At 59.4% G+C, this 22,975-nt stretch carries 20 protein-coding genes; 10 read left to right on the forward strand and 10 right to left on the reverse strand.

Features of this window, described 5'->3' with window-relative positions; genetic code table 11:
• Positions 1-7: 7 nt before the first annotated feature.
• The 8 genes from VIN96_RS01540 to ubiE form a co-directional block, all read right to left on the reverse strand.
• The gene (locus tag VIN96_RS01540; protein WP_331893654.1) at positions 8-460 is read right to left on the reverse strand and encodes a DsrE/DsrF/DrsH-like family protein; all 453 of its coding nucleotides are present in this window, start codon (positions 458-460) and stop codon (positions 8-10) included.
• A complete protein-coding gene (moeB, locus tag VIN96_RS01545) occupies positions 453-1,277 on the reverse strand; it encodes a molybdopterin-synthase adenylyltransferase MoeB (protein WP_331893723.1) in 825 nt (274 codons plus the stop codon). The genes VIN96_RS01540 and moeB overlap by 8 nt, the downstream gene beginning before the upstream one ends.
• A gap of 234 nt (positions 1,278-1,511) precedes the next feature.
• A complete protein-coding gene (gene cysK / locus VIN96_RS01550) occupies positions 1,512-2,483 on the reverse strand; it encodes a cysteine synthase A (protein WP_331893655.1) in 972 nt (323 codons plus the stop codon).
• A 139-nt stretch (positions 2,484-2,622) separates the two neighbouring features.
• On the reverse strand, positions 2,623-3,078 hold the full coding sequence (locus tag VIN96_RS01555; RefSeq protein ID WP_331893656.1) for an Rrf2 family transcriptional regulator: 456 nt from the start codon (positions 3,076-3,078) through the stop codon (positions 2,623-2,625).
• Between the two features lie 24 nt (positions 3,079-3,102).
• Positions 3,103-3,594, reverse strand: coding sequence for a dUTP diphosphatase (dut, locus tag VIN96_RS01560; RefSeq protein WP_331893657.1), 492 nt, complete (start codon positions 3,592-3,594; stop codon positions 3,103-3,105).
• A gap of 35 nt (positions 3,595-3,629) precedes the next feature.
• A complete protein-coding gene (gene coaBC / locus VIN96_RS01565; protein WP_331893658.1) occupies positions 3,630-4,877 on the reverse strand; it encodes a bifunctional phosphopantothenoylcysteine decarboxylase/phosphopantothenate--cysteine ligase CoaBC in 1,248 nt (415 codons plus the stop codon).
• Positions 4,878-5,021: 144 nt separating this feature from the next.
• Complete coding sequence (gene ubiB, locus VIN96_RS01570) at positions 5,022-6,557, reverse strand: 2-polyprenylphenol 6-hydroxylase (RefSeq protein ID WP_331893659.1); 1,536 nt, start codon at positions 6,555-6,557, stop codon at positions 5,022-5,024.
• A 12-nt stretch (positions 6,558-6,569) separates the two neighbouring features.
• Positions 6,570-7,370: a bifunctional demethylmenaquinone methyltransferase/2-methoxy-6-polyprenyl-1,4-benzoquinol methylase UbiE gene (gene ubiE / locus VIN96_RS01575; protein WP_331893660.1), complete on the reverse strand. Its 801-nt coding sequence runs from the start codon at positions 7,368-7,370 to the stop codon at positions 6,570-6,572.
• Positions 7,371-7,429: 59 nt separating this feature from the next.
• Between ubiE and mutM the strand changes: the two genes are divergently transcribed.
• The 8 genes from mutM (at position 7,430) to gyrB (ending at position 17,802) form a co-directional block, all read left to right on the forward strand.
• Positions 7,430-8,275: a bifunctional DNA-formamidopyrimidine glycosylase/DNA-(apurinic or apyrimidinic site) lyase gene (gene mutM / locus VIN96_RS01580; protein WP_331893661.1), complete on the forward strand. Its 846-nt coding sequence runs from the start codon at positions 7,430-7,432 to the stop codon at positions 8,273-8,275.
• 40 nt (positions 8,276-8,315) lie between these two features.
• Positions 8,316-8,681 (forward strand): hypothetical protein, encoded by a 366-nt coding sequence (locus tag VIN96_RS01585; protein ID WP_331893662.1) that lies wholly within the window; start codon positions 8,316-8,318, stop codon positions 8,679-8,681.
• 26 nt (positions 8,682-8,707) lie between these two features.
• Entirely contained in the window at positions 8,708-9,484 is a 777-nt protein-coding gene (locus VIN96_RS01590) for an enoyl-CoA hydratase (RefSeq protein WP_331893663.1), read from the forward strand.
• A 140-nt stretch (positions 9,485-9,624) separates the two neighbouring features.
• Positions 9,625-9,888 (forward strand): 30S ribosomal protein S20, encoded by a 264-nt coding sequence (gene rpsT / locus VIN96_RS01595; RefSeq protein WP_331893664.1) that lies wholly within the window; start codon positions 9,625-9,627, stop codon positions 9,886-9,888.
• Between the two features lie 932 nt (positions 9,889-10,820).
• The gene (gene dnaA, locus VIN96_RS01600) at positions 10,821-12,341 is read left to right on the forward strand and encodes a chromosomal replication initiator protein DnaA (RefSeq protein WP_331893665.1); all 1,521 of its coding nucleotides are present in this window, start codon (positions 10,821-10,823) and stop codon (positions 12,339-12,341) included.
• Positions 12,342-12,813: 472 nt separating this feature from the next.
• Positions 12,814-13,932 (forward strand): DNA polymerase III subunit beta, encoded by a 1,119-nt coding sequence (gene dnaN, locus VIN96_RS01605; protein WP_331893666.1) that lies wholly within the window; start codon positions 12,814-12,816, stop codon positions 13,930-13,932.
• 9 nt (positions 13,933-13,941) lie between these two features.
• Positions 13,942-15,276, forward strand: coding sequence for a DNA replication/repair protein RecF (gene recF / locus VIN96_RS01610; RefSeq protein ID WP_331893667.1), 1,335 nt, complete (start codon positions 13,942-13,944; stop codon positions 15,274-15,276).
• 57 nt (positions 15,277-15,333) lie between these two features.
• Positions 15,334-17,802, forward strand: a complete 2,469-nt coding sequence (gyrB, locus tag VIN96_RS01615; RefSeq protein ID WP_331893668.1) for a DNA topoisomerase (ATP-hydrolyzing) subunit B — start codon at positions 15,334-15,336, stop codon at positions 17,800-17,802.
• Between the two features lie 12 nt (positions 17,803-17,814).
• Here gyrB and VIN96_RS01620 read toward each other — a convergent pair whose 3' ends face one another.
• Positions 17,815-19,074 (reverse strand): MFS transporter, encoded by a 1,260-nt coding sequence (locus tag VIN96_RS01620; RefSeq protein WP_331893669.1) that lies wholly within the window; start codon positions 19,072-19,074, stop codon positions 17,815-17,817.
• A gap of 104 nt (positions 19,075-19,178) precedes the next feature.
• Between VIN96_RS01620 and VIN96_RS01625 the strand changes: the two genes are divergently transcribed.
• Entirely contained in the window at positions 19,179-19,745 is a 567-nt protein-coding gene (locus VIN96_RS01625) for a TetR/AcrR family transcriptional regulator (protein ID WP_331893670.1), read from the forward strand.
• Positions 19,746-19,788: 43 nt separating this feature from the next.
• Positions 19,789-21,738, forward strand: coding sequence for a PBP1A family penicillin-binding protein (locus tag VIN96_RS01630; protein ID WP_331893671.1), 1,950 nt, complete (start codon positions 19,789-19,791; stop codon positions 21,736-21,738).
• Here the strand turns inward: VIN96_RS01630 and VIN96_RS01635 are convergent.
• Complete coding sequence (locus VIN96_RS01635) at positions 21,735-22,931, reverse strand: multidrug effflux MFS transporter (protein ID WP_331893672.1); 1,197 nt, start codon at positions 22,929-22,931, stop codon at positions 21,735-21,737. The genes VIN96_RS01630 and VIN96_RS01635 overlap by 4 nt on opposite strands.
• Positions 22,932-22,975 lie beyond the last annotated feature (44 nt).

Below are 22,975 nucleotides of genomic sequence, written 5' to 3' on the forward strand. Positions count from 1 at the left end.
AAGAGATCTAAATAAAAATGATTGCACCGTCTTTGTGGGCATCGTTTAGGAAAGTCACCACGCCACCGATCTCGATGGTGATGTCGGGGCGCAGCTCGCCACGCTTGAGATCGAGCGCTTTGAGGCCCATTTCACACACCATGAAGCGCACGCCGAGCTCACGGCAGGCGCTGAGCAGGGTCTCAAAATCGGCAACGCCGCGTTCCACGAACGTATCGTTCATGTCGGCACCGGTTTCTAAGCCGCTGCTGGTGGGTTGGGTGGACCAGGCCGCTACATTGTCGACGCCCGGGCGCATCAGCGCGCGTGCCCCTTCCATAGTGAAAAAAAGAGTCACCGGGGTGTCGATGGCGGCGGCGGCGGACGCCATCACCAATGCATAGTGGACCTTGTCGAAATCGCCGGAAAATACCACAATGGACAACTTTTCGGGTCGTTCGGGGTTCAAAACTTCAGCCATGGCAAGGGTCGACCTGTGGTGCGGCATGGATGGAGAGGTCGGTAATGGTTGGATGATCGCCGCACAGGGGACAGCCGGGATCGCGCTTTACCTTGATGGTGCGAAATTGGCTCGCAAGGGCGTCATAGATCAACAATGACCCGGATAGGCTTTCGCCGATGCCGAGCAGTTCCTTGAGGACCTCCGTCGCTTGCAAGGATCCGATGGTGCCGCACAACGCGCCCAAAACTCCCGCTTCGGAACAACTGGGGATTTGGCCCGGGGGCGGCGGTTCGCGGAAAATGCAGCGATAACAAGGCCCATCCTCATGCCCGCCGGGGAAATTCTTGAACGTCGCCACTTGACCGTCGAACCGTAAAATCGCACCGCTGACCAACGGTTTTTTGGCGAAGTAGGCGGCGTCGTTGATTAAAAAACGGGTGGCGAAATTATCCGACCCATCGGTCACGAGGTCGTAATCGTTCAGGAGCGATTCGACATTGTCCAGGCTCAGACGTTCTTTATGCAGTACCAGATTGATGTCGGGATTGATGGCGCGCAGCGCCGTGGCGGCGCTATCGACCTTGGCGACGCCGATGCGTTCCGTCGTGTGCACGATTTGGCGTTGTAAATTGGAAAGATCGACCGAATCATCGTCAACGATGCCCAGGGTGCCGACACCGGCCGCGGCCAGATACATCAAAATCGGCGATCCCAAGCCACCCGCACCAACAACGAGAACTTTGGAATTAAGCAAAGTGCTTTGACCGTGGCCGCCAACCTGTGGCAACAGGATGTGGCGTGCGTATCGTTGAATTTGCTGTTCGGTAAAGTCCAAGACCATTGACGGCGTTCCGATGTGGTTCAGAAATTGAGACGATATGAGATGAAAAAATAATATCTCAACTCGGATGCCAAAGGATTGACGAGCGCAAGATGATCACAAATGATAATTAACCAATTGTTTTTGCAGCATTAATTAAGCTCCTTGATAAATGCTTATTAAAAACAACGAAAAAATAATTTGTGGATAAGGATCGAGCGACACATCTGGTAAGGCCGAAGAAATCGATCAGTCCTGGCCTAATCCTTCAAAAAGGGGCGTCGAAAGATAGCGTTCCGCAAACGAAGGTAGAATAACGACGATAACCTTATTCTCCATCTCGGGGCGTTGCCCCAATTCAATGGCCGTCGCCAATGCCGCACCGGATGAAATCCCGACAGGCAAACCTTCGATGCGTGCGGCCTTTCGTGCGGTGGCGAACGCCGTTTCGTTGCCGATCTGCACCACCTCGTCGATGAGGTCGACATCCAAGACTTTGGGCACGAAACCCGCACCGATGCCTTGAATTTTATGCGGGCCGGGAACGCCACCCGACAGCACGGCGCTGTCTTCGGGTTCGACCGCGATCATTTTGATTTTGGGATTGAGCTTTTTCAACGCCTCGCCGATACCACTGAGCGTGCCACCGGTGCCGACACCACTGATCACGAGATCGACCTTGCCATCGGTATCTTGCCAAATTTCCATGGCCGTGGTTTCGCGGTGGACGGCCGGATTGGAAGGATTGGTGAACTGCTGGAGCATCAAATAGCCTTTGGTTTTCGCCAATTCCTCGGCTCGGTCGATGGCGCCTTGCATGCCTTGCGCAGCCGGGGTCAGATCGATTTCAGCACCCAAAAAGGCCAGCATCTTTCGCCGTTCCGAAGACATGCTTTCGGGCATGGTGAGGATCAACTTGTAACCTTTTGCCGCACACACAAACGCCAAGGCAATGCCGGTATTGCCCGACGTCGGTTCGACAAGAATATCGCCGGGCTTAATGCGCCCTTGTTTCTCGGCGTCTTCGATCATGGCCCGGCCGATACGATCCTTGACCGAAGCGAGGGGGTTGAAGAACTCGCACTTACCAAGAATGGTGGCCTTGCAGTTTTCGGCTTTAGCCAAACGTGACAGATTGACCAAGGGCGTCGCACCGATGGTGTCCAAAATGCTGTCATAAATTCGGCCCCGAAAATGGGGTTTGGTTTCTTGGCTGCTCATGATGTCGTTCACCCTCCCGGACAGCGGCGCTGTACAATATTTGAATTGCGCACTTTATATGCTGTTCATTGGTATATGGTTTATCGTGCTTTTCGCCGATCAACAAGCTTGGCGTTACGTCGCAAACGTCACAGTCCGTTTAGATGATGAAATCGAGGCTCTTTCGGCCTTCGCTTTCGATCCCGGATTTGTGCGCGCGGTTGCACATATCATCGATGCTGACTTGGTCGAGTTGCTTCATAACCTCGCCTTGCATTTCCAGCCATAACGGACGCACGACCTTGATGCCGAGTTCGGAACCGGCGGTATCTTGCAATGGGTCGTCGGCGGTTTCCATGCGCCGCACGGCGCGCACGATGTCGCCGATCGAAATCCGGCGGCGTTCTCGCGCCAAACGATAACCGCCACGCGGGCCGCGTACACCGATCAAAATGTCTTCGCGCACGAGCTGTTGCAGGGCTTGTTCCAAATAGCGCCTGGGGATGTCTTGACGCCGTGTAATTTCACGACTTTGCACAGGTTCGCTGCCGGCGTGATAAGCGATGTCGAGCACCGCTTCGATCGCAAACAGCATTTTTTTAGATAGTCGCAGCATGACCAGTGATTCCTTAAATAGGCTTTATTTTATGTTTGTTGAGTCCGGATTGACCGGGTGATGTGTCCCCGTCGACCCAAATCCGCCCGCACCACGCGCGGATGAACTTAAATCTTGGCTTTCGCGCCAAGTGACGAACGAAACCGGCGCCACCACCATTTGGGCGATGCGCATGCCGCGTTCGATGGTGAAGACCTCGTTTCCGTGATTGATCAACAGCACGCAAACTTCTCCGCGATAATCGGCGTCGATGGTGCCGGGTGCGTTCAAAACGGTGACGCCGTGTTTGTTGGCGAGGCCCGAACGCGGTCGCACCTGGGCCTCGAAACCGGCGGGCAATTCGATGGAAAGGCCGGTCGGCACCAGCGCCCGCTGGCCCGGTTCGATACGCAGGTCTTGAGCCACGGCGGCGAGCAGGTCGACACCGGCGCTCAACGGCGTGGCGTGTTGGGGCAATGCCAAATCCGCGCCGTGATCCAATCGTTTGACGCCGATTTCGATGCTTTGGTCGCTCATCGCAAACGTTTCCTGTCTGTGTACGGCGTCATCCATCAGGCGCGCTCGCCGGGTTTGCTGGCATCCGCGTGCGACGCGATGTGTTCGGCGATGCGTCCTGCCAGTTGTGCGGCCACGGCGGTTTTGGATTGGTTGGGCCAGTCTTCGACCCCGGTGCGCGTCACCAGATGCACGGTGTTGTCATCACCGCCAAAGGTTCCGGTTTCGGGCGAAACGTCGTTGGCGCAAATCCAATCGCAGCCCTTTTTGGCCAATTTGGCGCGGGCGTATTCGATGACATTTTCCGTTTCCGCAGCGAATCCGACCACCAGGCGCGGCCGATGGGGGCCTGGACGCGACACCCCGGCCAAAATATCGGGGTTTTCAACCATGTCGAAGCTGGGCGCGGTGCCACCCGCAGCGGCGATGGGGTCTTTTTTCAGCTTTTGCGTCGCTTCGCCGGCGACCCGCCAGTCGGCGACGGCGGCGGCGCAGACCGCGATGTCGGCGGGTAAATGCTCATCGACGGCACGCTGCATGTCGCGCGCGCTTTCAACATGAACGGTCTTCACGCCAACCGGATCGGGCAAGTTGACCGGTCCCGAAATCAGCGTGACGCGCGCGCCAAGACGTTGCAGCGCCGCTGCGATGGCGTGGCCTTGCTTACCGCTGGAGCGATTGGCGATGTAGCGCACCGGATCGATAGCTTCGAGTGTCGGGCCGCTGGTGACGATGGCGGAAAAGCCGTTCAGGGGCGCGGCGGCGTCGAAATGGGCATTCAGCGCCATCACGATATCCTCGGGCTCGGCCATGCGGCCTTCGCCCCACTCACCGCACGCCATCTCGCCTTCGTCGGGGCCGATCATCTTGACGCCGCGCATCTTCAGCAATTCGACATTGGACCGTGTCGCGGCGTGTTCCCACATCCGCACGTTCATGGCGGGGGCGGCCAGTACCGGCTTGTCGGTGGCGAGCAACAGCGTGGTGGCGAGATTGTCGGCAAGACCGTGGGCCATCTTCGCCAAGGTGTTGGCCGTTGCAGGAGCGACCAGCACCACATCGGCTTCGCGAGAGAGGTTGATGTGGCCCATTTCGTGTTCATCGGTCAGGGAAAACAAGTCGGTGTAGACTTTATCACCCGAAAGGCTCGCCAACGTCAGCGGCGTGACGAATTGCTCGGCACCTTTGGTCAGCACGCAACGTACGCTGGCGCCAGCCTTGGTCAGTTGGCGCACAAGGTCCGGAGTCTTATAAGCGGCGATACCGCCCGTGACGATCAAAAGGATACGTTTGGCGTTCAGCACGGCCTGGGGAATCCAAACTAAAGCTCTACGAATTACGAAAAATTGGTGTGGATAAGTTAAAGGCCCATAACCCACAGCGCAAGTGTTATTTAAAGGAAATTGCGTATATTGTGTGAAATTAGAATAGCTACACTGTAGCGCGCATTAAAAGGCGGTAAGGCCCAATATCGCGGCACCAATGGCGACCAGGACCACAGCCGGGGCAAACCAACCGTTGCGCTGGCGATTGCCGCGCAATTGCGCGACGGTGTCTGGATGCAGCTTGAGGCCGTGTTCGTCGAACTGGCTTAACGCGTTTTCAAGTCCTTTAACGACGGCAGGTAAGCGTTTCAGCACGTCGAGCGTTTGTTGCGCGGCTTCCTGCAGGCGCGCTTCGGGGCCGAGATTGGCGCGCATCCAGGCTTCGATCAGCGGCCGGGCGATCAGCCACATGTTGGCATCAGGCGCCAAGCGTCGACCCGTCCCTTCGGCCACCAGCATGGTTTTTTGCAGCAACAGCAATTGCGGCTGGGTTTCCATTTCGAAAACCTCGGTGATCTGGAACAATTGACCCAACAAACGAGCGATGGAGATTTCATTTTGCGGGCGGTCCAAGATCGGTTCGGCGATGGACCGGCACGCGTGGGTGAACTCTTCGATAGGTTGGTGTTTGGGGATCCAGCCCGCTTCAAAATGCACTTCGGCGGCGCGGCGGTAATCGCGGGTCAGAAACGACATCAACAATTCCGCCAGATGACGGCGCGAAGTGCGGTCAAGCCGCCCCATGATGCCGAAATCGACGATGGCTATAGCGCCGTCCGGCAGCACGAAAAGGTTGCCGGGATGCATGTCGCCGTGGAAAAAGCCGTCGCGAAACGCTTGGTAAAAGAACGTCTCTGCGGTTTTGCGCAAAACCTCGTGGGGGTTGTGCCCTGCGGCTTTGATGGCGTCGATGTCGCCGAACGGGATACCGTAAACGCGCTGGGTGCACATGATGCGCTGGCCGGTGCGCAGCCAGTCGATGGACGGCACAAAGACGTTCCCGTCGCCGGCAAAGTTTTCGCGCATCTCATCGGCGGCGGCGGCCTCGAAGCGTAGATCCATTTCCATTTCCACGGAACGCGCCAGCGTCGACACGGTTTCGACCGGTTTTAGGCGGCGCAATTCGGGACGGGCGCGTTGCAACAACCGCGCACCCCAAAAAAACAGCTCCAAATCGTTCTTGAACGCGTCTTCGATGCCGGGACGCAGGATTTTCACCGCGACTTCTTCACCATCGGTGGTGACAGCGAAATGCACCTGGGCGATGGACGCAGCGGCGATGGCCTCGTCGTCGAAATGGGAAAACAGATCATCGACAGGCCGACCGAATTCGGCCTCGATGGCGGCGCGAGCCTCGGCGCCGGAAAATGGCGGCAGCTTGTCTTGCAGCTTGGACAAGTCGGCGGCCATTTCTTCACCCAACAGGTCCGAGCGGGTCGACAACATCTGACCGACCTTGATGAAGCTCGGGCCCATGTCTTGGAACGCACGCGCCAAGCGCTCGCCGGGACGGCCGGGCGCGCGACGGCTGGAGATCAACTTGGCGAACAGCACCACCCCGGGGGCGAGTTGCAGGCGTTCGAGAATGAACAGCGCATCGTGCCGCGCCAAGGTGCGCGCGATCGACAACAGACGAAGAATGTGACGGAGGGCTTGCAACGGTCTACTCGCTTAGGTGCGCCATGCGCTGTGAATGCAGGCGATACCGCCGGTCAGGTTTTCGTAATTGACCACGTCCAGCCCGGCATCCTCGATCATCGCCTTGAAGGTTTCCTGATCGGGGAAGCGGCGAATGGATTCGGCCAGATACTGGTAAGAATCGCGATCATCCGCCACCACTTCGCCGATTTTCGGCAACAGCGAAAACGAATAGGTGTCGTAAATCGCGCCGAGACCGGGAGCCACAACCTTGGAAAATTCCAAACACAAAAAATGTCCGCCGGGCTTGAGCACGCGGCGCGCTTCGCGCAGGGCGCGGTCGATGTGGGTGACGTTGCGGATACAGAACGCGATGGTATAGGCGTCAAACGTGGCGTCTTCGAACGGCAGTTCTTCGGCGTTGCCTTGCATCCACTGAATGCCGGTCAGCGATCCGCGGTCGATGGCGCGGTCGCGCCCGACTTGCAGCATTTCGTCGTTGATGTCGAACACCGTGACATCGTCGCCGCCGGCATCGAGATACTTGAACGCGATGTCGCCGGTTCCGCCGCCGACGTCGAGCAGCTTTTGCCCAGCGTGGGGACGCAGCTTTTCGATCAAGCGGTTCTTCCACAGGCGGTGCACGCCCATGCTCATCAAATCGTTCATCAAGTCGTACTTGGACGCGACGTTGTTGAAAACGCCGCGGACCATTTCGACCTTGTCCTCTTCACGCACGGTCTTGTAACCGAAGTGCGTGGTGGACTCGCCCGGCTGAATGGCTTCGGGCTGGATGATTTCGGGTTCGGGTGTTTTTTGTGTATTGGTGCTCATGCGCGGAACCATATACCTATATGGCTTTGTAAAAAAGCCTCAAGGTGATAGTGAGAAGCATGCCTGAGCTGCCCGAAGTCGAAACCGTTCGCCGTGGACTGGCCCCCGTGATGGAAGGGGCCGTTTTCGCGCGCGTTCAGCTACGCCGGGCGGACTTGCGCATCCCGTTTCCCAAGGACTTCATCCAACGCCTGGAAGGCGCGTCGATCGTCACGGTGGGGCGGCGATCCAAATACCTTCTTATACAGACGCAAAAAGATACGTTGATTTGGCACCTCGGCATGTCGGGCCAGGTGCGCATCTACGCCCCCGGCGATACGGTCGCACCGGTGGGCAAGCACGACCATGTGCAGTTCGACCTGAACACCGGCGCGCATATCGTTTTCACCGACCCGCGCCGCTTTGGTTTGATGGATCTGTGCGCCACCGATGCGCTCGCCGATCATCGGCTGATCCGATCCATCGGGCCGGAACCGCTGGGCAACGCCTTTTCCGGCCCGGTCTTGGCGCAGGCGCTGAAAGGAAAGCGCGTGGCGATCAAGCAAGCCATCATGGATGCCCGGGTGGTGTGCGGGGTCGGCAACATCTATGCGTCGGAAAGTTTGTATCGCGCCGGCATTTCGCCCAAGCGCGCCGCGGGCACGGTCCAGGGCGGGCGGGCGGAAAAGCTCGCGACCGCGATCAAGGCCATTTTGAACGAAGCCATCCAGGCCGGTGGCTCGACCTTGAAAGATCATCGCACCACCGACGGCGGTCTGGGATATTTTCAACACAATTTCGCGGTATACGACCGTGCGGGCCAGGCGTGTCCGGGATGCGATTGTGATGTTTCAAAGACAGGGGGCATTCAGCGCTTGGAACAAGGCGGGCGCTCCACCTATTATTGTCCGCGCAAACAACGCTAGGATCCGGATCCTGTCTCAAGGCGCGTAAGGTAGGCTATAAATGCGATCGACGATTTTTTCTTTGGCTGCGGTGGTTGCGGTTGTGCTGGCGGTGTCCAGCCACGCCGCCGAACAATCACGCTTTTCCAGCGTTATCGACGACTTGCCGCTGATGGACCAGATGGTCGAAGCCGACGACGGCATGACCTTCACCACGCCCGCCGGGCGCATCGCCAACGTCGAGGCGACCACGACGCTCAGTCGTAAAGAGGTGCTGGACTTTTACGCCGCGACCTTGCCGCAGTTGGGTTGGACCAAAACCGCCGCCGCGACGTTCGTGCGCGAAGGCGAAATGCTCAACGTGACGTTTGAACAAACCGGATCGGCGATGACCGTGCGCTTCGCCATTTTGCCCTCCAAAAATTAATGCCCCCTCAAACCGGAGTTTCATGCATGACCTTCGAAAACATCCTCACGGAGGTTAAGGACAACATTGCCGTCATCACCTTCAACCGTCCCGAAGCCCTGAACGCGCTGAACGCCAAAATGGTCGGTGAAATGGGCCGGGCCCTGGATCAGTTCGAAGCCGACGACAATGTCCATGTCATCGTTCTGACCGGATCGGAAAAGGCTTTCGCGGCGGGCGCGGACATCAAAGAGATGGCGAACAAGACCTTTAACGACGCTTATCTTGGTGATTTCATCTCCGGCCCGTGGGAACGCATCGACAGCTGTCACAAGCCGGTGATCGCAGCGGTGTCGGGCTTTGCGCTCGGCGGCGGGTGCGAGATGGCGATGATGTGCGATCTGATCGTGGCGTCGGAAACGGCCAAATTCGGCCAGCCGGAAATCACCCTCGGCATCGTTCCGGGTATCGGCGGTACCCAGCGGCTGACCCGTGCGGTGGGCAAGGCCAAGGCCATGGACATGGTGCTGACCGGGCGCATGATGGATGCCCGCGAGGCCGAGTCTTCGGGCCTGGTGGCGCGGGTGGTGGAAAAAGACAAGCTGATGGACGAAGCCATGGCCATGGCCAAAACCATCGCAAGCTTCTCGCGTTCGACCGTGATGATGGCCAAGGAATCCGTCAAACGCTCGTTCGAGACCACCCTGAGCGAAGGCGTGCGGTTCGAGCGACGCTTGTTCCACGCGTGCTTCGCCACCTATGACCAAAAGGAAGGCATGGCGGCATTTATCGAAAAGCGAAAGCCGAAATTCGAAAACCGCTGAACCGGGCGTTGGATGCCCGGGGTTTACAGGAATGAAAAAGGCCTCAAAAACAGCTTCAATGGGGCTTGACGGGTGCGGCGGAGCCCTCTATAAACCGCGCTTCCGTTCGAACATGCGTTCAACGCAAAGGTTTTAAAAAAATGGCAAATCACAAGTCCGCTAAAAAGCGTATCCGTCAAACCATCCGTCGTGCCGACGTTAACGGCGCGCGTCGTTCCAGCGTCCGCACCGCCATCAAGGCTGTGGAAAGCGCCATCGCAGCCGGCGACAAGCCTGCCGCCGAAGCCGCTTTGAAGGCCGCCGAACCGACCATGATGCGCGGCGCCCAATTGGGCGTGTTCCACAAGAACACCGTCGCACGCAAGGTTTCGCGTCTCAGCGCAGGCATCAAAGCCCTCGCCTAAGTCCGCGACCTGAGGCGTTCGCCTCGCGCTATATCTTTTGCCGGACTTCGGTCCGCGCACGCAATTTAAGCCGCACGTCTGCCTGTCGGATGTGCGGCTTTTTTGTGCTCGACATGAGCCGTCCGGATCTTTCGTTCGGCGTGCCGCTAACGTGTGAAAAGACGAACGCCGCATCGAGTCATACGCGGTGATTTTGTGAATAGTCCAAGTATAGTAAAAGTCTTCGCGGCTGTGTAGTCCGAACGTCCTAAGTCAATTGGTCAGCGCCAGCATATGGGGTGCATCTGGGTGGTTTGGTCCATATGTTGTGGGTTCAGAGGTGATTCCGCCACAAGGCGATTTTTCCTCAATTTACCGCAGTTTTCCACTCCCTGTGGATAGCGTGGATGGATTCCCGGGCGGTCTTTGAGTCAAGTTAATTTTTTTGCCTGTTCCCCTTTCGGTCTTGTTGAAACGTGCTCGAGAGGTCTCTAGTATCACACCTCGTCAACAGGGCGGGCAGACCCTGGTTCAGTAAATCTGGAAGTAGTTGATTGAAAAGAGGAATGAGGTTTCTTTGACTGTAAAACTCTTGCGGTCTGTAACTGACAAGGGAAAATCCAGAATTACTTAAGCACTGAAGTAATTGACCCCCTGATACAAAATAAAAAAATATATGCTCTTGAGCCTGTTTAAGGGCCAGTTCGGCGTTTCAGTTCCGATGTTCATCGGGTGCCGGCGGGGAAGAAACGTACTATTTTGAGGCGCCTAGTAAAAATGATGAAAAGTGAATCGTTGTCCGTAACATCGGCGTGTCCTGGGGGCGCGAATGCTGTCGGCACAGGGGCCGGGGCGCAAGAACGCCCGTTCCTAAGTTTGCACCGGGTCTGGACGAAAACCTCCGAGCCTCAAAATGATCAGTTGTTTTTGACCCAAGGCGGGGGAATTTATCGATGACCGGGGGGAACCTTGACGCTCAGGTGACGGCGCAGTGGGATGATGTGCTGAGCAGCCTGCGTGATGAAATCGGCGAAGCCGCGTTTCAGAGTTGGCTGAAACCGATGACCGTGCGCGAAGTGAGCGACGGCTTGGTGCGCATTTCCGTGCCGACGCGTTTCATGAAAGATTGGGTCGTTGCCCATTACGTCGACCGGTTGGGCGAGCTGTGGAGCTCGATCAACACCGAAGTCCGTGATGTGGACGTATTCGTTCAAGCTGATTACGGCCAATCCGATCTCGCCAAGTCAGACGAAAAAGCCAAAGCCGCGAAGTTGGCGTTGGATAAATCCGTTTCTGCGTCGCGGACCGGTTCCGTGCCGACCGGGTTGTCGAGCGCTCGCCAGGGTGCCCGGCAAAACCCCAGCGTCAGCGCCGGCATGCCGATGGCCCCGTCCCATATGGAGCCCGCGCAACTGGCCAACGTGCGCCCGGCCAACGACACCGCGTTGGAAATCAGCGCACCGTTGGACCCGCGTTACACGTTCAACAATTTTGTCGTCGGTAAACCCAACGAGTTCGCTTATGCCGCCGCCAAGCGTATCGCCGAAAGCCCGACGGCCCAGTTCAATCCGCTGTTTCTTTATGGCGGCGTGGGGCTTGGCAAGACTCACCTGATGCACGCGATTGCGTGGAACATCCGCGAAGTCGACCCCAACCGCACCGTCATCTACATGTCGGCGGAAAAATTCATGTATCGGTTCATCCGCGCCTTGCGCGAACAGAACACGGTGGATTTTAAGGAACAGTTCCGCAACGTCGATGTGTTGATGATCGACGACGTGCAGTTCATTTCCGGCAAAGATTCGACCCAGGAAGAATTCTTCCACACCTTCAATGCGCTGGTCGACCAAGGTCGGCAGATCGTGATTTCCGCGGACAAGTCGCCGTCGGATCTGGAAGGCATGGAAGAGCGCTTGAAGTCGCGCCTCAACTGCGGCCTGGTCGCCGACATTCACGCGACCACGTATGAACTGCGCCTCGGTATCTTGCAGACCAAGGCGGAGCGCATGGGCGTCGATGTGCCGCTCAAGGTGATGGAATTCTTGGCCCACAAGATCACCTCGAACGTGCGCGAGCTCGAAGGCGCGCTCAACCGTGTCGCCGCGCATGCCTCGTTGGTGGGCCGCGACATCACCGTGGAAACCGCCCAGGACGTCCTGCACGACCTGATTCGCGCCCACGACCGCCGCGTGACCATCGAAGAAATCCAAAAGAAGGTCGCCGCGCACTTCAACATCCGCACCTCCGACATGCATTCGGCGCGCCGCGCGCGCTCGGTCGCGCGTCCCCGTCAGGTGGCGATGTATCTGGCGAAGCAGCTGACCTCGCGCTCGTTGCCGGAAATCGGCCGCAAGTTCGGCGGTCGCGACCACACCACCGTGATGCATGCGGTGAAAAAGGTCGAGGAGCTGCGCGAACGCGACGCCACCTTCGCCGAAGACGTCGAACTGCTGCGGCGCATGCTGGAAGGCTGAGGCGCTTTTCAGACGTTGAAATTTGCACGATCCCCGTGGTCTTTCGACCCGGGGGTCGTGTCATTTCAGGGGGCGTTTTCAAGACGGCCGGTGAACTTTGCGAATCGGCGCTTCGCTCAATTTGTGCGTGCGCTCCTTCCGGCTGCCTTCGCAAGCCATCATATAGTCTGTAACCAATTGTTATTTAATGGTTATTAAGGTTAATTCCGGGCCAAGAAAAGGCTTCGGATTTGGCCTTGCTTTGTTATAATGATTTCCCTTTTTCAAGGGGGGGTTCCTGGGGGCATTTTTCGTGCCTGATTTGAGCGCCGAGATTGCGGTGATTTTTGTGCGCCAAAGCGGACGACGAGCACGGACGATCGGTATCGCCCGGATCGTGGTTTGCACAATCCCCAGCATATCCTCCGGTAAAAGAATGAAGCAGGCAAAGATTTACGCGTAATCGCAAACGAACGGTAGTGTTGGACGAGATATGAAGCTGATCATCGAAAGAGCGGCCCTTTTGAAATCCCTGGGCCACGTGCAGAACGTCGTTGAACGCCGGAACACCATTCCCATTTTGTCCAACGTGAAGATGAGCGCCGGTGACGGCAAGTTGCGTCTGAACGCCACCGACATGGACCTCGATATTGTCGACGCCACCGCGGCGCAGGTGTCGGAACCGGGCGAGACCACGGCCCCGGCACACACGCTTTACGAAATTGTACGCAAGCTGCCCGATGGTGCGGATATCGAACTCGACGCCACCTCTGGCGACGGGCAGATGGTTTTGCGCTCGGGCCGGTCGCGTTTTTCGCTATCATGCCTGCCCGCCGGTGAATTTCCGGTGATGTCGGGCGGCGAACTGCCGGTCAGCTTCGATCTTGCTGCGATCGAGCTCAAGGCGTTGATCGACCGCACCCGTTTCGCCATTTCCACCGAGGAAACCCGCTACTATCTGAACGGTATCTATCTGCACGCCGCCGAACAGGACGGCGCGCCGGTTCTGCGCGCGGTCGCCACCGACGGTCACCGTCTGGCCAGCGCCGAAACCGCCTTGCCCGAAGGCGCTGAATCGATGCCCGGCGTGATCGTGCCGCGCAAAACGGTGCAGGAACTGCACAAACTGATCGAAGAAACCGAAGCCGAAATCCGCATCACCATGTCGGATGCGAAAATTCAGTTCTCGTTCGACGGCGTGGTGCTGACGTCCAAGTTGATCGACGGCACCTTCCCCGATTACGAACGCGTCATTCCCCAGGGCAATGACAAGGAAATGAAGGTCACGCGCAAAACCTTCGGTGACGCGGTGGATCGTGTGTCCGCCATCTCGACGGAAAAATCGCGCGCCGTGAAGCTGACCTTGGACAAGGGCTCGTTGGTTCTGTCGGCGTCCAGCCCCGAAAGCGGCAGCGCGACGGACGAGCTGGAAACCGATTACGCGGGCGAACGCTTGGAAATCGGCTTCAACTCGGCCTACTTGCTGGAAATCATGCGCCAGATCGAAGGCGACACCATCACCATGTCGCTGTCCGACGCTGCCTCGCCGACCATCATCCGCGAAGACGGCGACGACAGCGCGCTGTATGTGCTGATGCCGATGCGGGTTTAAGGGGCGCGTTTGATCGCCACATACGGTCTGAACCGCCAGCCTCAACAGGACGAAAGAGCAGACGTGACGCAAAGCCAGGCTTCAGTTGCTTTCAACGGCCCGGATCTGAGAGGAAACGACCTGTCTCGGAACACCTCATCTTGCGACGATGGCGCGGCCGTGCCTGACGCGGCCGTGAACGATGTCGGGCGGTTGGCGTGTGCGCGCCTGACGTTGAGCAATTTTCGCTGTTATGAGCATTTGCGCCTCGAACCGGGCCTCAATCCGGTGGTGCTGACCGGGGCCAACGGCGCGGGCAAAACCAATATTTTGGAAGCGCTGTCGTTTCTCGTTCCCGGCAGCGGCTTGCGCCGCGCCCGCTTAAGCGACGTGGGGCGGCGCGATCTTGGCGCGGATCAGGGCCGAGCCTGGGCGGTCGCCGCGGATATCAAAGGCGGCGCGTTCCCGGTGTCGGTCGGCACCGGCATCGAAACCGCCGCCAAAACCGCGGCCGCGGCGAAGCGGGTGGTTCATGTGGACGGCGCGCCGCAACGCGCGCTGTCGGTGCTCAGCGAACATTTCGCGGCGCAGTGGCTGACGCCGCAGATGGACCGATTGTTTTTGGACGGCAGCCAGGAGCGCCGCCGCTTTTTGGATCGGTTGGTGTTCGGTTTCGATCCGGCCCACGCCGGACGCATCAATGCCTATAACCATGCCCTGCGTGAACGCTCGCGTCTGTTGGCCGACGGCAAGAACGACGATGCGTGGTTGAGCGCGTTGGAAGACACCATGGCGACACGCGGTATGGCGGTGGCAGCGGCGCGTTTGGGCGTTGCGGAACGCCTGGCCGGGGCGTGCGCGCATATGAACGGGCCGTTTCCCGCCAGCACGCTGGCCATCGACGGCTTGGCCGAAGGCTGGCTGATGGACCATCCGGCGTTGGCGGTCGAAGACCGTCTGCGTGCGGCGCTGAAACGATCCCGCGCGGCCGACGCGGCGCACGGCGGTGCGGGCAATGGCCTCGACGGCCGCTTGCCGCACCAAAGCGATTTGCTGGTCACACATGCCGCCAAGGCCATGCCTGCGGGGCAATGTTCCACCGGCGAGCAGAAAATGCTGCTGGTCGGTTTGGTGCTGGCGGCGGCGCGCCTCAGCGCCAGCGACGAAGGCCGTACGCCGGTGTTGCTGCTGGACGAAGTCGCGGCGCATCTGGACGTTCGCCATCGCGACGCGTTGTTCGACGAAGTCCTGACGCTGGGCTGTCAGGCCTGGTTCACCGGCACGGATGCGGAGCTGTTCGCACCGCTGTCCGGCAAAGCGAAATTTTACAGCATCGACGACGCTAAACTTGCCGAAGGGCACTAACGGCGTTTTGGATGCACACGAAACTGAAGACACCATAGCCAATAGGCAGAGACCGATATGAGCGATCAAACAGAAGACCAAAGCCAACTGAACGAAGGCATCCCCGCGGAATACGGCGCGGATTCCATTAAAGTTCTCAAAGGACTGGAAGCTGTGCGCAAGCGCCCGGGCATGTACATCGGCGACACTGACGATGGCACCGGCCTGCATCACATGGTCTATGAGGTGGTGGACAACGGCATCGACGAAGCCTTGGGCGGTTGGTGCGACCTGGTCACAGTGACGCTCAACGCCGATGGCTCGGTCACCGTGACCGACAACGGCCGCGGCATTCCCGTCGACATGCACGCCGAAGAAGGCGTGTCCGCGGCCGAGGTCATCATGACCCAGTTGCACGCCGGCGGTAAATTCGATTCCAACTCCTACAAGGTCTCGGGCGGTCTGCACGGCGTGGGTGTGTCGGTGGTCAACGCGCTGTCCGATTGGCTGGACCTGACCATTCACCGCGACGGCAAAGAGCACTATTGCCGGTTCGAGAACGGCGACACCGTGAAATCCTTGGAAGTGGTCGGCGTTTCACCCAAGACCGAAGACGGCAGCAATTACACCGGCACCTCGGTGACGTTCCATCCGTCCGCAGCGACCTTCACCATGGTCGAGTTCGATTTCGCCACCTTGGAACACCGCCTGCGCGAATTGGCGTTTTTGAATTCCGGTGTGCATTTGCTGCTGACCGACGAACGCCACGTGGACAAGGTCGAGATCGACCTGCACTACGAAGGCGGCTTGGCGGCGTTCGTCGAATATCTCGATCGCGCCAAGACGGCTCAGCTTGAAAACACCATCATGGTTTCGGGCGAAAAAGACGACATCACCGTCGAGGTGGCGATGCAGTGGAACGACAGCTATCACGAACAGATGCTGTGCTTCACCAACAACATTCCCCAACGCGACGGCGGCACCCACTTGGCAGGCCTGCGCGGTGCGTTGACGCGCACCATCAACGCCTATTTCACCAAATCGGGCATGTCGAAAAAGGAAAAGGTCGCGATCACCGGCGACGATTCCCGCGAAGGCCTGACCTGCGTGTTGTCGGTCAAGGTGCCCGATCCGAAATTCTCGTCGCAAACCAAGGACAAGCTGGTCAGTTCCGAGGTCCGCCCGGTGGTCGAAAGCATCGTCGGCGAAGGCTTGGACCGTTGGTTCGAGGAGCATCCCGCCGAGGCCAAAAAAGTCATCGGTAAGATCATCGAGGCCGCCGCCGCCCGCGAAGCGGCGCGCAAGGCGCGCGAACTGACGCGGCGCAAAGGGGCGCTCGACATCACCTCGCTGCCGGGCAAACTGGCCGACTGCCAGGAACGTGACCCGGCCAATTCCGAAGTGTTCCTGGTCGAGGGTGATTCGGCCGGCGGTTCCGCAAAGCAAGGCCGCGACCGTTCCAATCAGGCGATCTTGCCGTTGCGCGGCAAAATCCTCAATGTCGAACGCGCGCGCTTCGACAAGATGCTGTCGTCTGCGGAAATCGGCACCCTGATCGCGGCGCTGGGCACCGGCATCGGGCGCGAGGATTTCGACGCCGACAAATGCCGTTACCACAAAATCATCATCATGACCGACGCCGACGTGGACGGCAGCCACATCCGCACCTTGTTGCTGACGTTCTTCTATCGCCAGATGCCGGAACTGATCGAACGGGGCTATTTGTACATCGCGCAGCCGCCATTGTACCGCGCCAAGCGCGGCAATTCGGAAGTCTATCTCAAAGACGACCGGGCGTTGGAGGACTATCTGTTCAACGCCGCCGTCGACGAAGGCACGATGTTCACGGGCTTTGACGGTGCGCAGGTGGTCGGTACCGATCTGCGTAACCTGGTCGAAGAGGCGCGTATCGCGCGTGGCTTGCTGATAGACATTTCCAAGCACGTGCCGCTGCGTATGGTCGAACAAGCCGCCATCTTGGGTGCGCTCAATCCGCAAGTGTTGACCGATCCTGAGCACGCGGGCGAGGTCGGCGAATATATGGCCAAGCGCATGAACGCGCTGGAAACCGAGTTGGAACGAGGTTGGGAAGGCGCGGTTTTGGACGACGGCGGTTTGCAATTGTCGCGGACCTTGCGCGGCGTGACCGAAACTCATGTCATCGACGGCGCCCTGATCAAGAGCGCCGAGGCACGGCGCCTCGACGCCATGGCCGGGCAGCTGCAGAAAACCTTCATGCGCCACGGTACTTTGACCGCCAAGGACAAAGACAGCGTCATCACAGGGCCGGTGGACTTGATCGAGCGCATCACCGAAATGGGCCGCAAGGGTTTGGCGGTGCAGCGTTATAAAGGTCTGGGCGAAATGAACCCCGGCCAACTGTGGGAAACCACGCTCGACCCCAACGCACGGATTTTGCTGCAGGTGAAGGTCGCCCATTCCGAAGATGCGGGCGAGGTGTTCTCCACCTTGATGGGCGACAACGTCGAACCGCGCCGCGACTTTATCCAAGACAATGCGCTGAAGGTCGCCAACCTGGACGTTTAAGGTTGGTGACGTTTAAGGCTGAGCTGGATCGTCTTCCCGATTTGCGGTCTCGACCACTTGGGCCGCCATCTCGAGGGCCTGGGCGGTGGTCCGCGGCAGGCCGATGAAGTCTTCCTTGTCGGCGTTTTTCACCGCGTGCCCGAAATACAGGCGCTTGAGGGTGAAGGCGAGCAGCGCGATCGCAACCGCGGCGTTGAAATAAAACAGCCCCGGCGCGCCGATGGCGTCCATCGCCGCGCCGCCGACGAACGGCCCCACCACCGCGCCCATGGCGTAGAGCAACAGCAACGCGCTGCTGGCGGGCACGAAGTCGTCGATGTCCAGCACGTCGTTCACGTGGGCGATGGAAATGGCGTAAAGCGGAAACGCCATCGCACCGAACACCCAGCCCAAAGTGAACATGATCTCGTGGGACACGCCGCCCCAGGTCGCGATGCCCAGGCTTGCCGCAGCGGTGGCGGCGGCGAGGCCGGCCAGAACCCAGCGCCGGTCGACGTGATCCGACAGTCGGCCCATGGGCCATTGCGATATGATGCCGCCCAATACCACCATCGCCATGAACAGTGAAATGCCGCGGGTATCCAGGCCTGCGGTGTGGGCGTAGACCGCGCCCATACCCCAAAAGCTGCCGTTGATCAGGCCGGTGGAAAAGCACCCGACCGCGCCCATGGGGGAGCGTTCGAACAGTTTGCGGATTTTCATCCGCGCGGTGGGTTGCAAGGTCGGCACGGTGCGCGACGACAGCGCCATCGGTACCAACGACACCGACACCAGGACCGACACCAAGATGAACAGCATCGTGCCGTCCACCGGCGCGACGTTGAGCAGCAATTGGCCCAAGGCCGTCGCGCCCAGACTGGTGACCATGTAAACCGATAGAATGCTGCCGCGGTTGGTGTTGGTGCTGGCGTGATTGAGCCAACTTTCCGCCACCACCAACAACCCGGCGACGCAAAACCCGGTCATGACGCGAAACAGTACCCACGTCGGCGGGGTGACCATGACGGCGTGCAGCAGCGCCGCCGCGCTGGCCAAGGATGCCAGGGCCGCGAACACACGAATGTGGCCGACCGTTTGCACCAGGCGCGGCGACAACAACGAGCCGACGATGTAGCCGGCGTAATAGATCGCCATGATGAAACCGGTCACGGTGACGGGAAAACCCTCGATACCCGCACGCACGCCAAGCAGGGTCGCTTGCAGGCCGAAACCCAGGCTCATGGCGAAAACGCCCGCCAACAATGCCGAAATACTCAGTAAGGTGCCGTACATGAAGTCTCCCGTGCCGAGGGCGCATTTGACGCGTGCCAGGACGATATTGCAAGGGCGCGTTCGCCGTGTTATGTAAGTGATCGTTTACTAATAGAGGGATGACCATGCGTTCAGGCGAAGCGACACGGGAAAAAATCAAGCGTGCGGCACTGGAACTGTTCGTCGACAAAGGCGTCGACGGCGGCGGCATGCGCGACATCGCCAAGGCCTCGGCAATCACCGAAGGCGCGATCTATCGTCATTTCAGCAGCAAGGACGAACTGGTGTGGACGTTGTTTCGCGACAACTTCACCAATTTCGCCGCCACGCTGAGCGTACTGCAAGCGGGCGAAGTCAGCACTGCGGCGAAAATCGAGGCCATGGTGCAGGGTTTCTGTCAGCTGTTCGATCGCGACGAAACCTTGTTTCGTTTTCTCTTGCTGGTTCAACATGGCCAGCTATCTAAAATCACTGACGACATGGCCAACCCCATCGATGTGGTGCAAAACGTGATCCAAACGGGCATCGACGCAGGTGAAGTCGGCCATGCGGATGCGACCGAGGCCACGGCGTGGGTGTTCGGCATCGTGCTGCAAACCGCGACGTTTCAAATCTATGGCCGGTTGCCTGGCCCCTTGTCGCCGCGCGCCGATGCCCTGGCGGGTGCGTGCTTGGACGCGTTGGGTTTATAGACGTTCATACATCCTTCAGAGCTGATATGGCATAACCCCGTTTATGAGCAAAAAGAGCGATAAAGACGCCTCGTTTCTCGACGAACAGGATGGCAAACCGCGCAGGCGCTGGAAACGCATCGCCTATTGGACGGTGGTCGCCGGGGTGTGGGCGACGATCTTGCTCGGCATCGGGGTGGCTTACATCGCTTGGGACCTGCCCAACATCGACGAAGCCATCGCCGCGACGCGTAAGCCCACCATCCGGGTGGTGACGCGTGACGGCATCGAATTGGCGCGCCGCGGCGACCGCTACGGGGCGCCGGTACGTCTTGATGAATTGCCGCCGGAATTGCCTCAAGCCATTCTCGCCACCGAAGATCGGCGCTTTTACGACCACTGGGGGGTTGATCCCATCGGCATCGCGCGCGCCATGTGGGTCAACGTGCGCGCCGGCGGAATTCGCCAGGGCGGTTCGACCCTGACCCAACAGGCGGCGAAAAATCTATTCTTGTCGCCCAAGCGCACGCTCAAACGCAAACTCCAGGAAGTGGTTTTGGCGTTGTGGCTGGAAGCGAAATTCAGCAAGGATCAAATCCTCACCATCTATCTCAACCGGGTTTATTTCGGCCAAGGGGTCTATGGCGCGGAAGCCGCGGCGCAGTACTATTTCGGTGTGCCGGCGCGCAACATGTCGGCGTATGAAGCGGCGATGTTGGCGGGCATGCTCAAAGGCCCCAACAAATACAATCCCATGATCAATCCCGACTTGGCCCGCGAACGCACCGATGTGGTGCTCGCCAACATGGTCGCGGCGGGCTATCTCAGCGAGGCCGACCGCAAGACCATCACCCAGCCGCACAATTGGTGGCGCTACGAAAAAAGCACCACCAAGCCGCTGGCGCACCACTACACCGACTGGGTGCTCGATCAAGTCGGCGATTATGTGACCTTGGATCAAGACGTCACGGTGATCGTAAGCCTCAATGCGCGCATGCAGCGCGCGGCGGAAAAATTGATCAAGACCACGATGAAAAAGGGTGGCGCGGCGGACAAGCGTGCTGTGTCCGAAGTTGCCTTGGTGGCACTGGCGCCCGACGGCGCGGTGCTGGCGATGGTCGGCGGCGCCAATTATGCGCAAAGCAAATTCAACCGCGCGGTGCAGGCCAAGCGCCAGCCGGGCTCGGCATTCAAGCCGGTGGTGTTCCTGGCCGGGTTCGAGGCCGGATTGGCGCCTGAAACGGTGATGCGCGACGAACCCGTCACCATCGACGCGTGGTCGCCGAGCAATTTCAAAAACGAATATCTCGGCGATATCACCCTGACGGATGCGATGACGCGTTCGATCAACACGGTGGCGGTCAAAGTGTCGGAAGCGGCCGGGCGCGCACGGGTCCAGGACATGGCGCGCAAGCTTGGCATCACCGCCGACCTGACCGACGAGCCGTCGTTGGCGCTGGGCGTCAGCGAGGTCTCGTTGCTGGAAATGACCGCCGCATACGGTCCGTTCGCAACCGGTGGACTGGGGTTGTGGCCCTATGCCATCAGTGAAATTCAAGACAGCGCCGGGCGGCCCCTGTATGTGCGTTCCGGCGGCGGGCCGGGCCGGGTGATTCCGGCGGCTTACGCCGGGGCCATGAACGGCATGCTGGCCAACGTCATCGCCAGCCCTGACGGCACGGGCAAGGGTGCCCGCCTGAAGCGTCCGGCGGCGGGCAAGACCGGCACCTCGCAAGATTATCGCGACGCCTGGTTCATCGGCTACACACCGGACTTGATCGCCGGGGTGTGGATGGGCAACGACAATGGCCGGCCGATGCAAAATGTTACCGGCGGTTCGTTCCCCGCGCGGCTGTGGCGCGATTTCACCACCGCCGCGTTGGCGCAAACGCCGGCGAAAAACCTGCCGGTCGAGGTGCTGACGACGCCCAAGGACGGACCAACGCCGGAAAATCGGCCCAACCCGGTCGAGACGTTCATCAAAGAATTTTTCAAATCGGTGTTCGGCAACTAGGCCGATGGATCTCCACGCCGCGCGACGCGTTGCGCGAACAACCACGCCAATGTCCCGGTGACGGCGATCACCGCCATCATCGGTAGCGCGGTGCCGTCATAAAGATGGCCCACCAACGCGCCGCTGAACGCCGCCAACGCCATTTGAACGAAGCCCATCAGCGCCGACGCCGTGCCTGCCATGTGGGGAAACGGTCCGATGCCCCCCGCCATGGTGTTGGGCATGATGATGCCGAAAGATATGTTGTAGCAAAAAATCGGCACGATCACGGCAAACACCGACGGCGGCGCCAGCCAGACCGTAAGCAATCCGGCGATGCCGGCGACCAGCGCGATGCGCCCGCCCAATCCGACCACGTATTCCAAGGAACGGTTTTTGAGCAAGCGAACCGATACCTGGGTGCCCGACATGTAACCCAAAACAACCACGGCGAACGCGAAACCGAAGGTTTCCGGCCGCATCCCCAGGCCGTCGATCAAAATGAAACTGGAACTGGAGATAAAGCCAAACAGCCCGGCGAAGCCGAAGGCGTTGCTCAAGGTGAAATCACGAAAGGTGGCGTTCTTCAGCAAAGTGGAATAGTTGCGCGCCATGCGGCGCACGGATAGTGCCAAAGGATCGGGTTGGGTATGGGTTTCGGGTAAGGCGATGACGCTCAACACCAACATCAACGCGCCGATGCCCGCCAGCACGACAAAGTTGGCTTGCCATCCATAGCTTGCTGTTAGGTGGCCGCCGATCAGTGGTGCAATCAGCGGCGCGGTGGCCATGGCGGTGCCCATATGGGCCAGCATGCGTGCGGCATCCTTGACGCCGTGAATGTCGCGCACCACCGCGCGGCTGATGGCGGTGCCGGCGCACGCGCCGACAGCCTGAAACAGCCGCGCCACGAGCAGCATCGTGATGTTGCTCGCCAGCAAACATGCGATCGAGGAGATTACAAAGATCATCAATCCCGCGAGCAGGACCGGCCTGCGGCCGAAACGGTCCGAAAGCGGCCCCAAGATCAGCTGGCCGCCCGCGAACCCGATCAAATAGGCGCTCAGCGTCAGTTGCACCATACCGGCATCGGCTTGAAGGTCGCGTCCAATGGCGGGCAACGCAGGCAAATACATGTCGGTCGAAAGCGGCGCGACCGACACCAGCGCCGTCAGCAATATGGCCATCGAAAACGATTGAGGCTGAAGGCGCATCGGGGAAGTCCTTCGCGCCGCGCACCAAGTGCGGGCCGCGTGAA

Source organism: Magnetovibrio sp., from assembly GCF_036568125.1.
Classification (GTDB): Bacteria; Pseudomonadota; Alphaproteobacteria; order Rhodospirillales; family Magnetovibrionaceae; genus Magnetovibrio.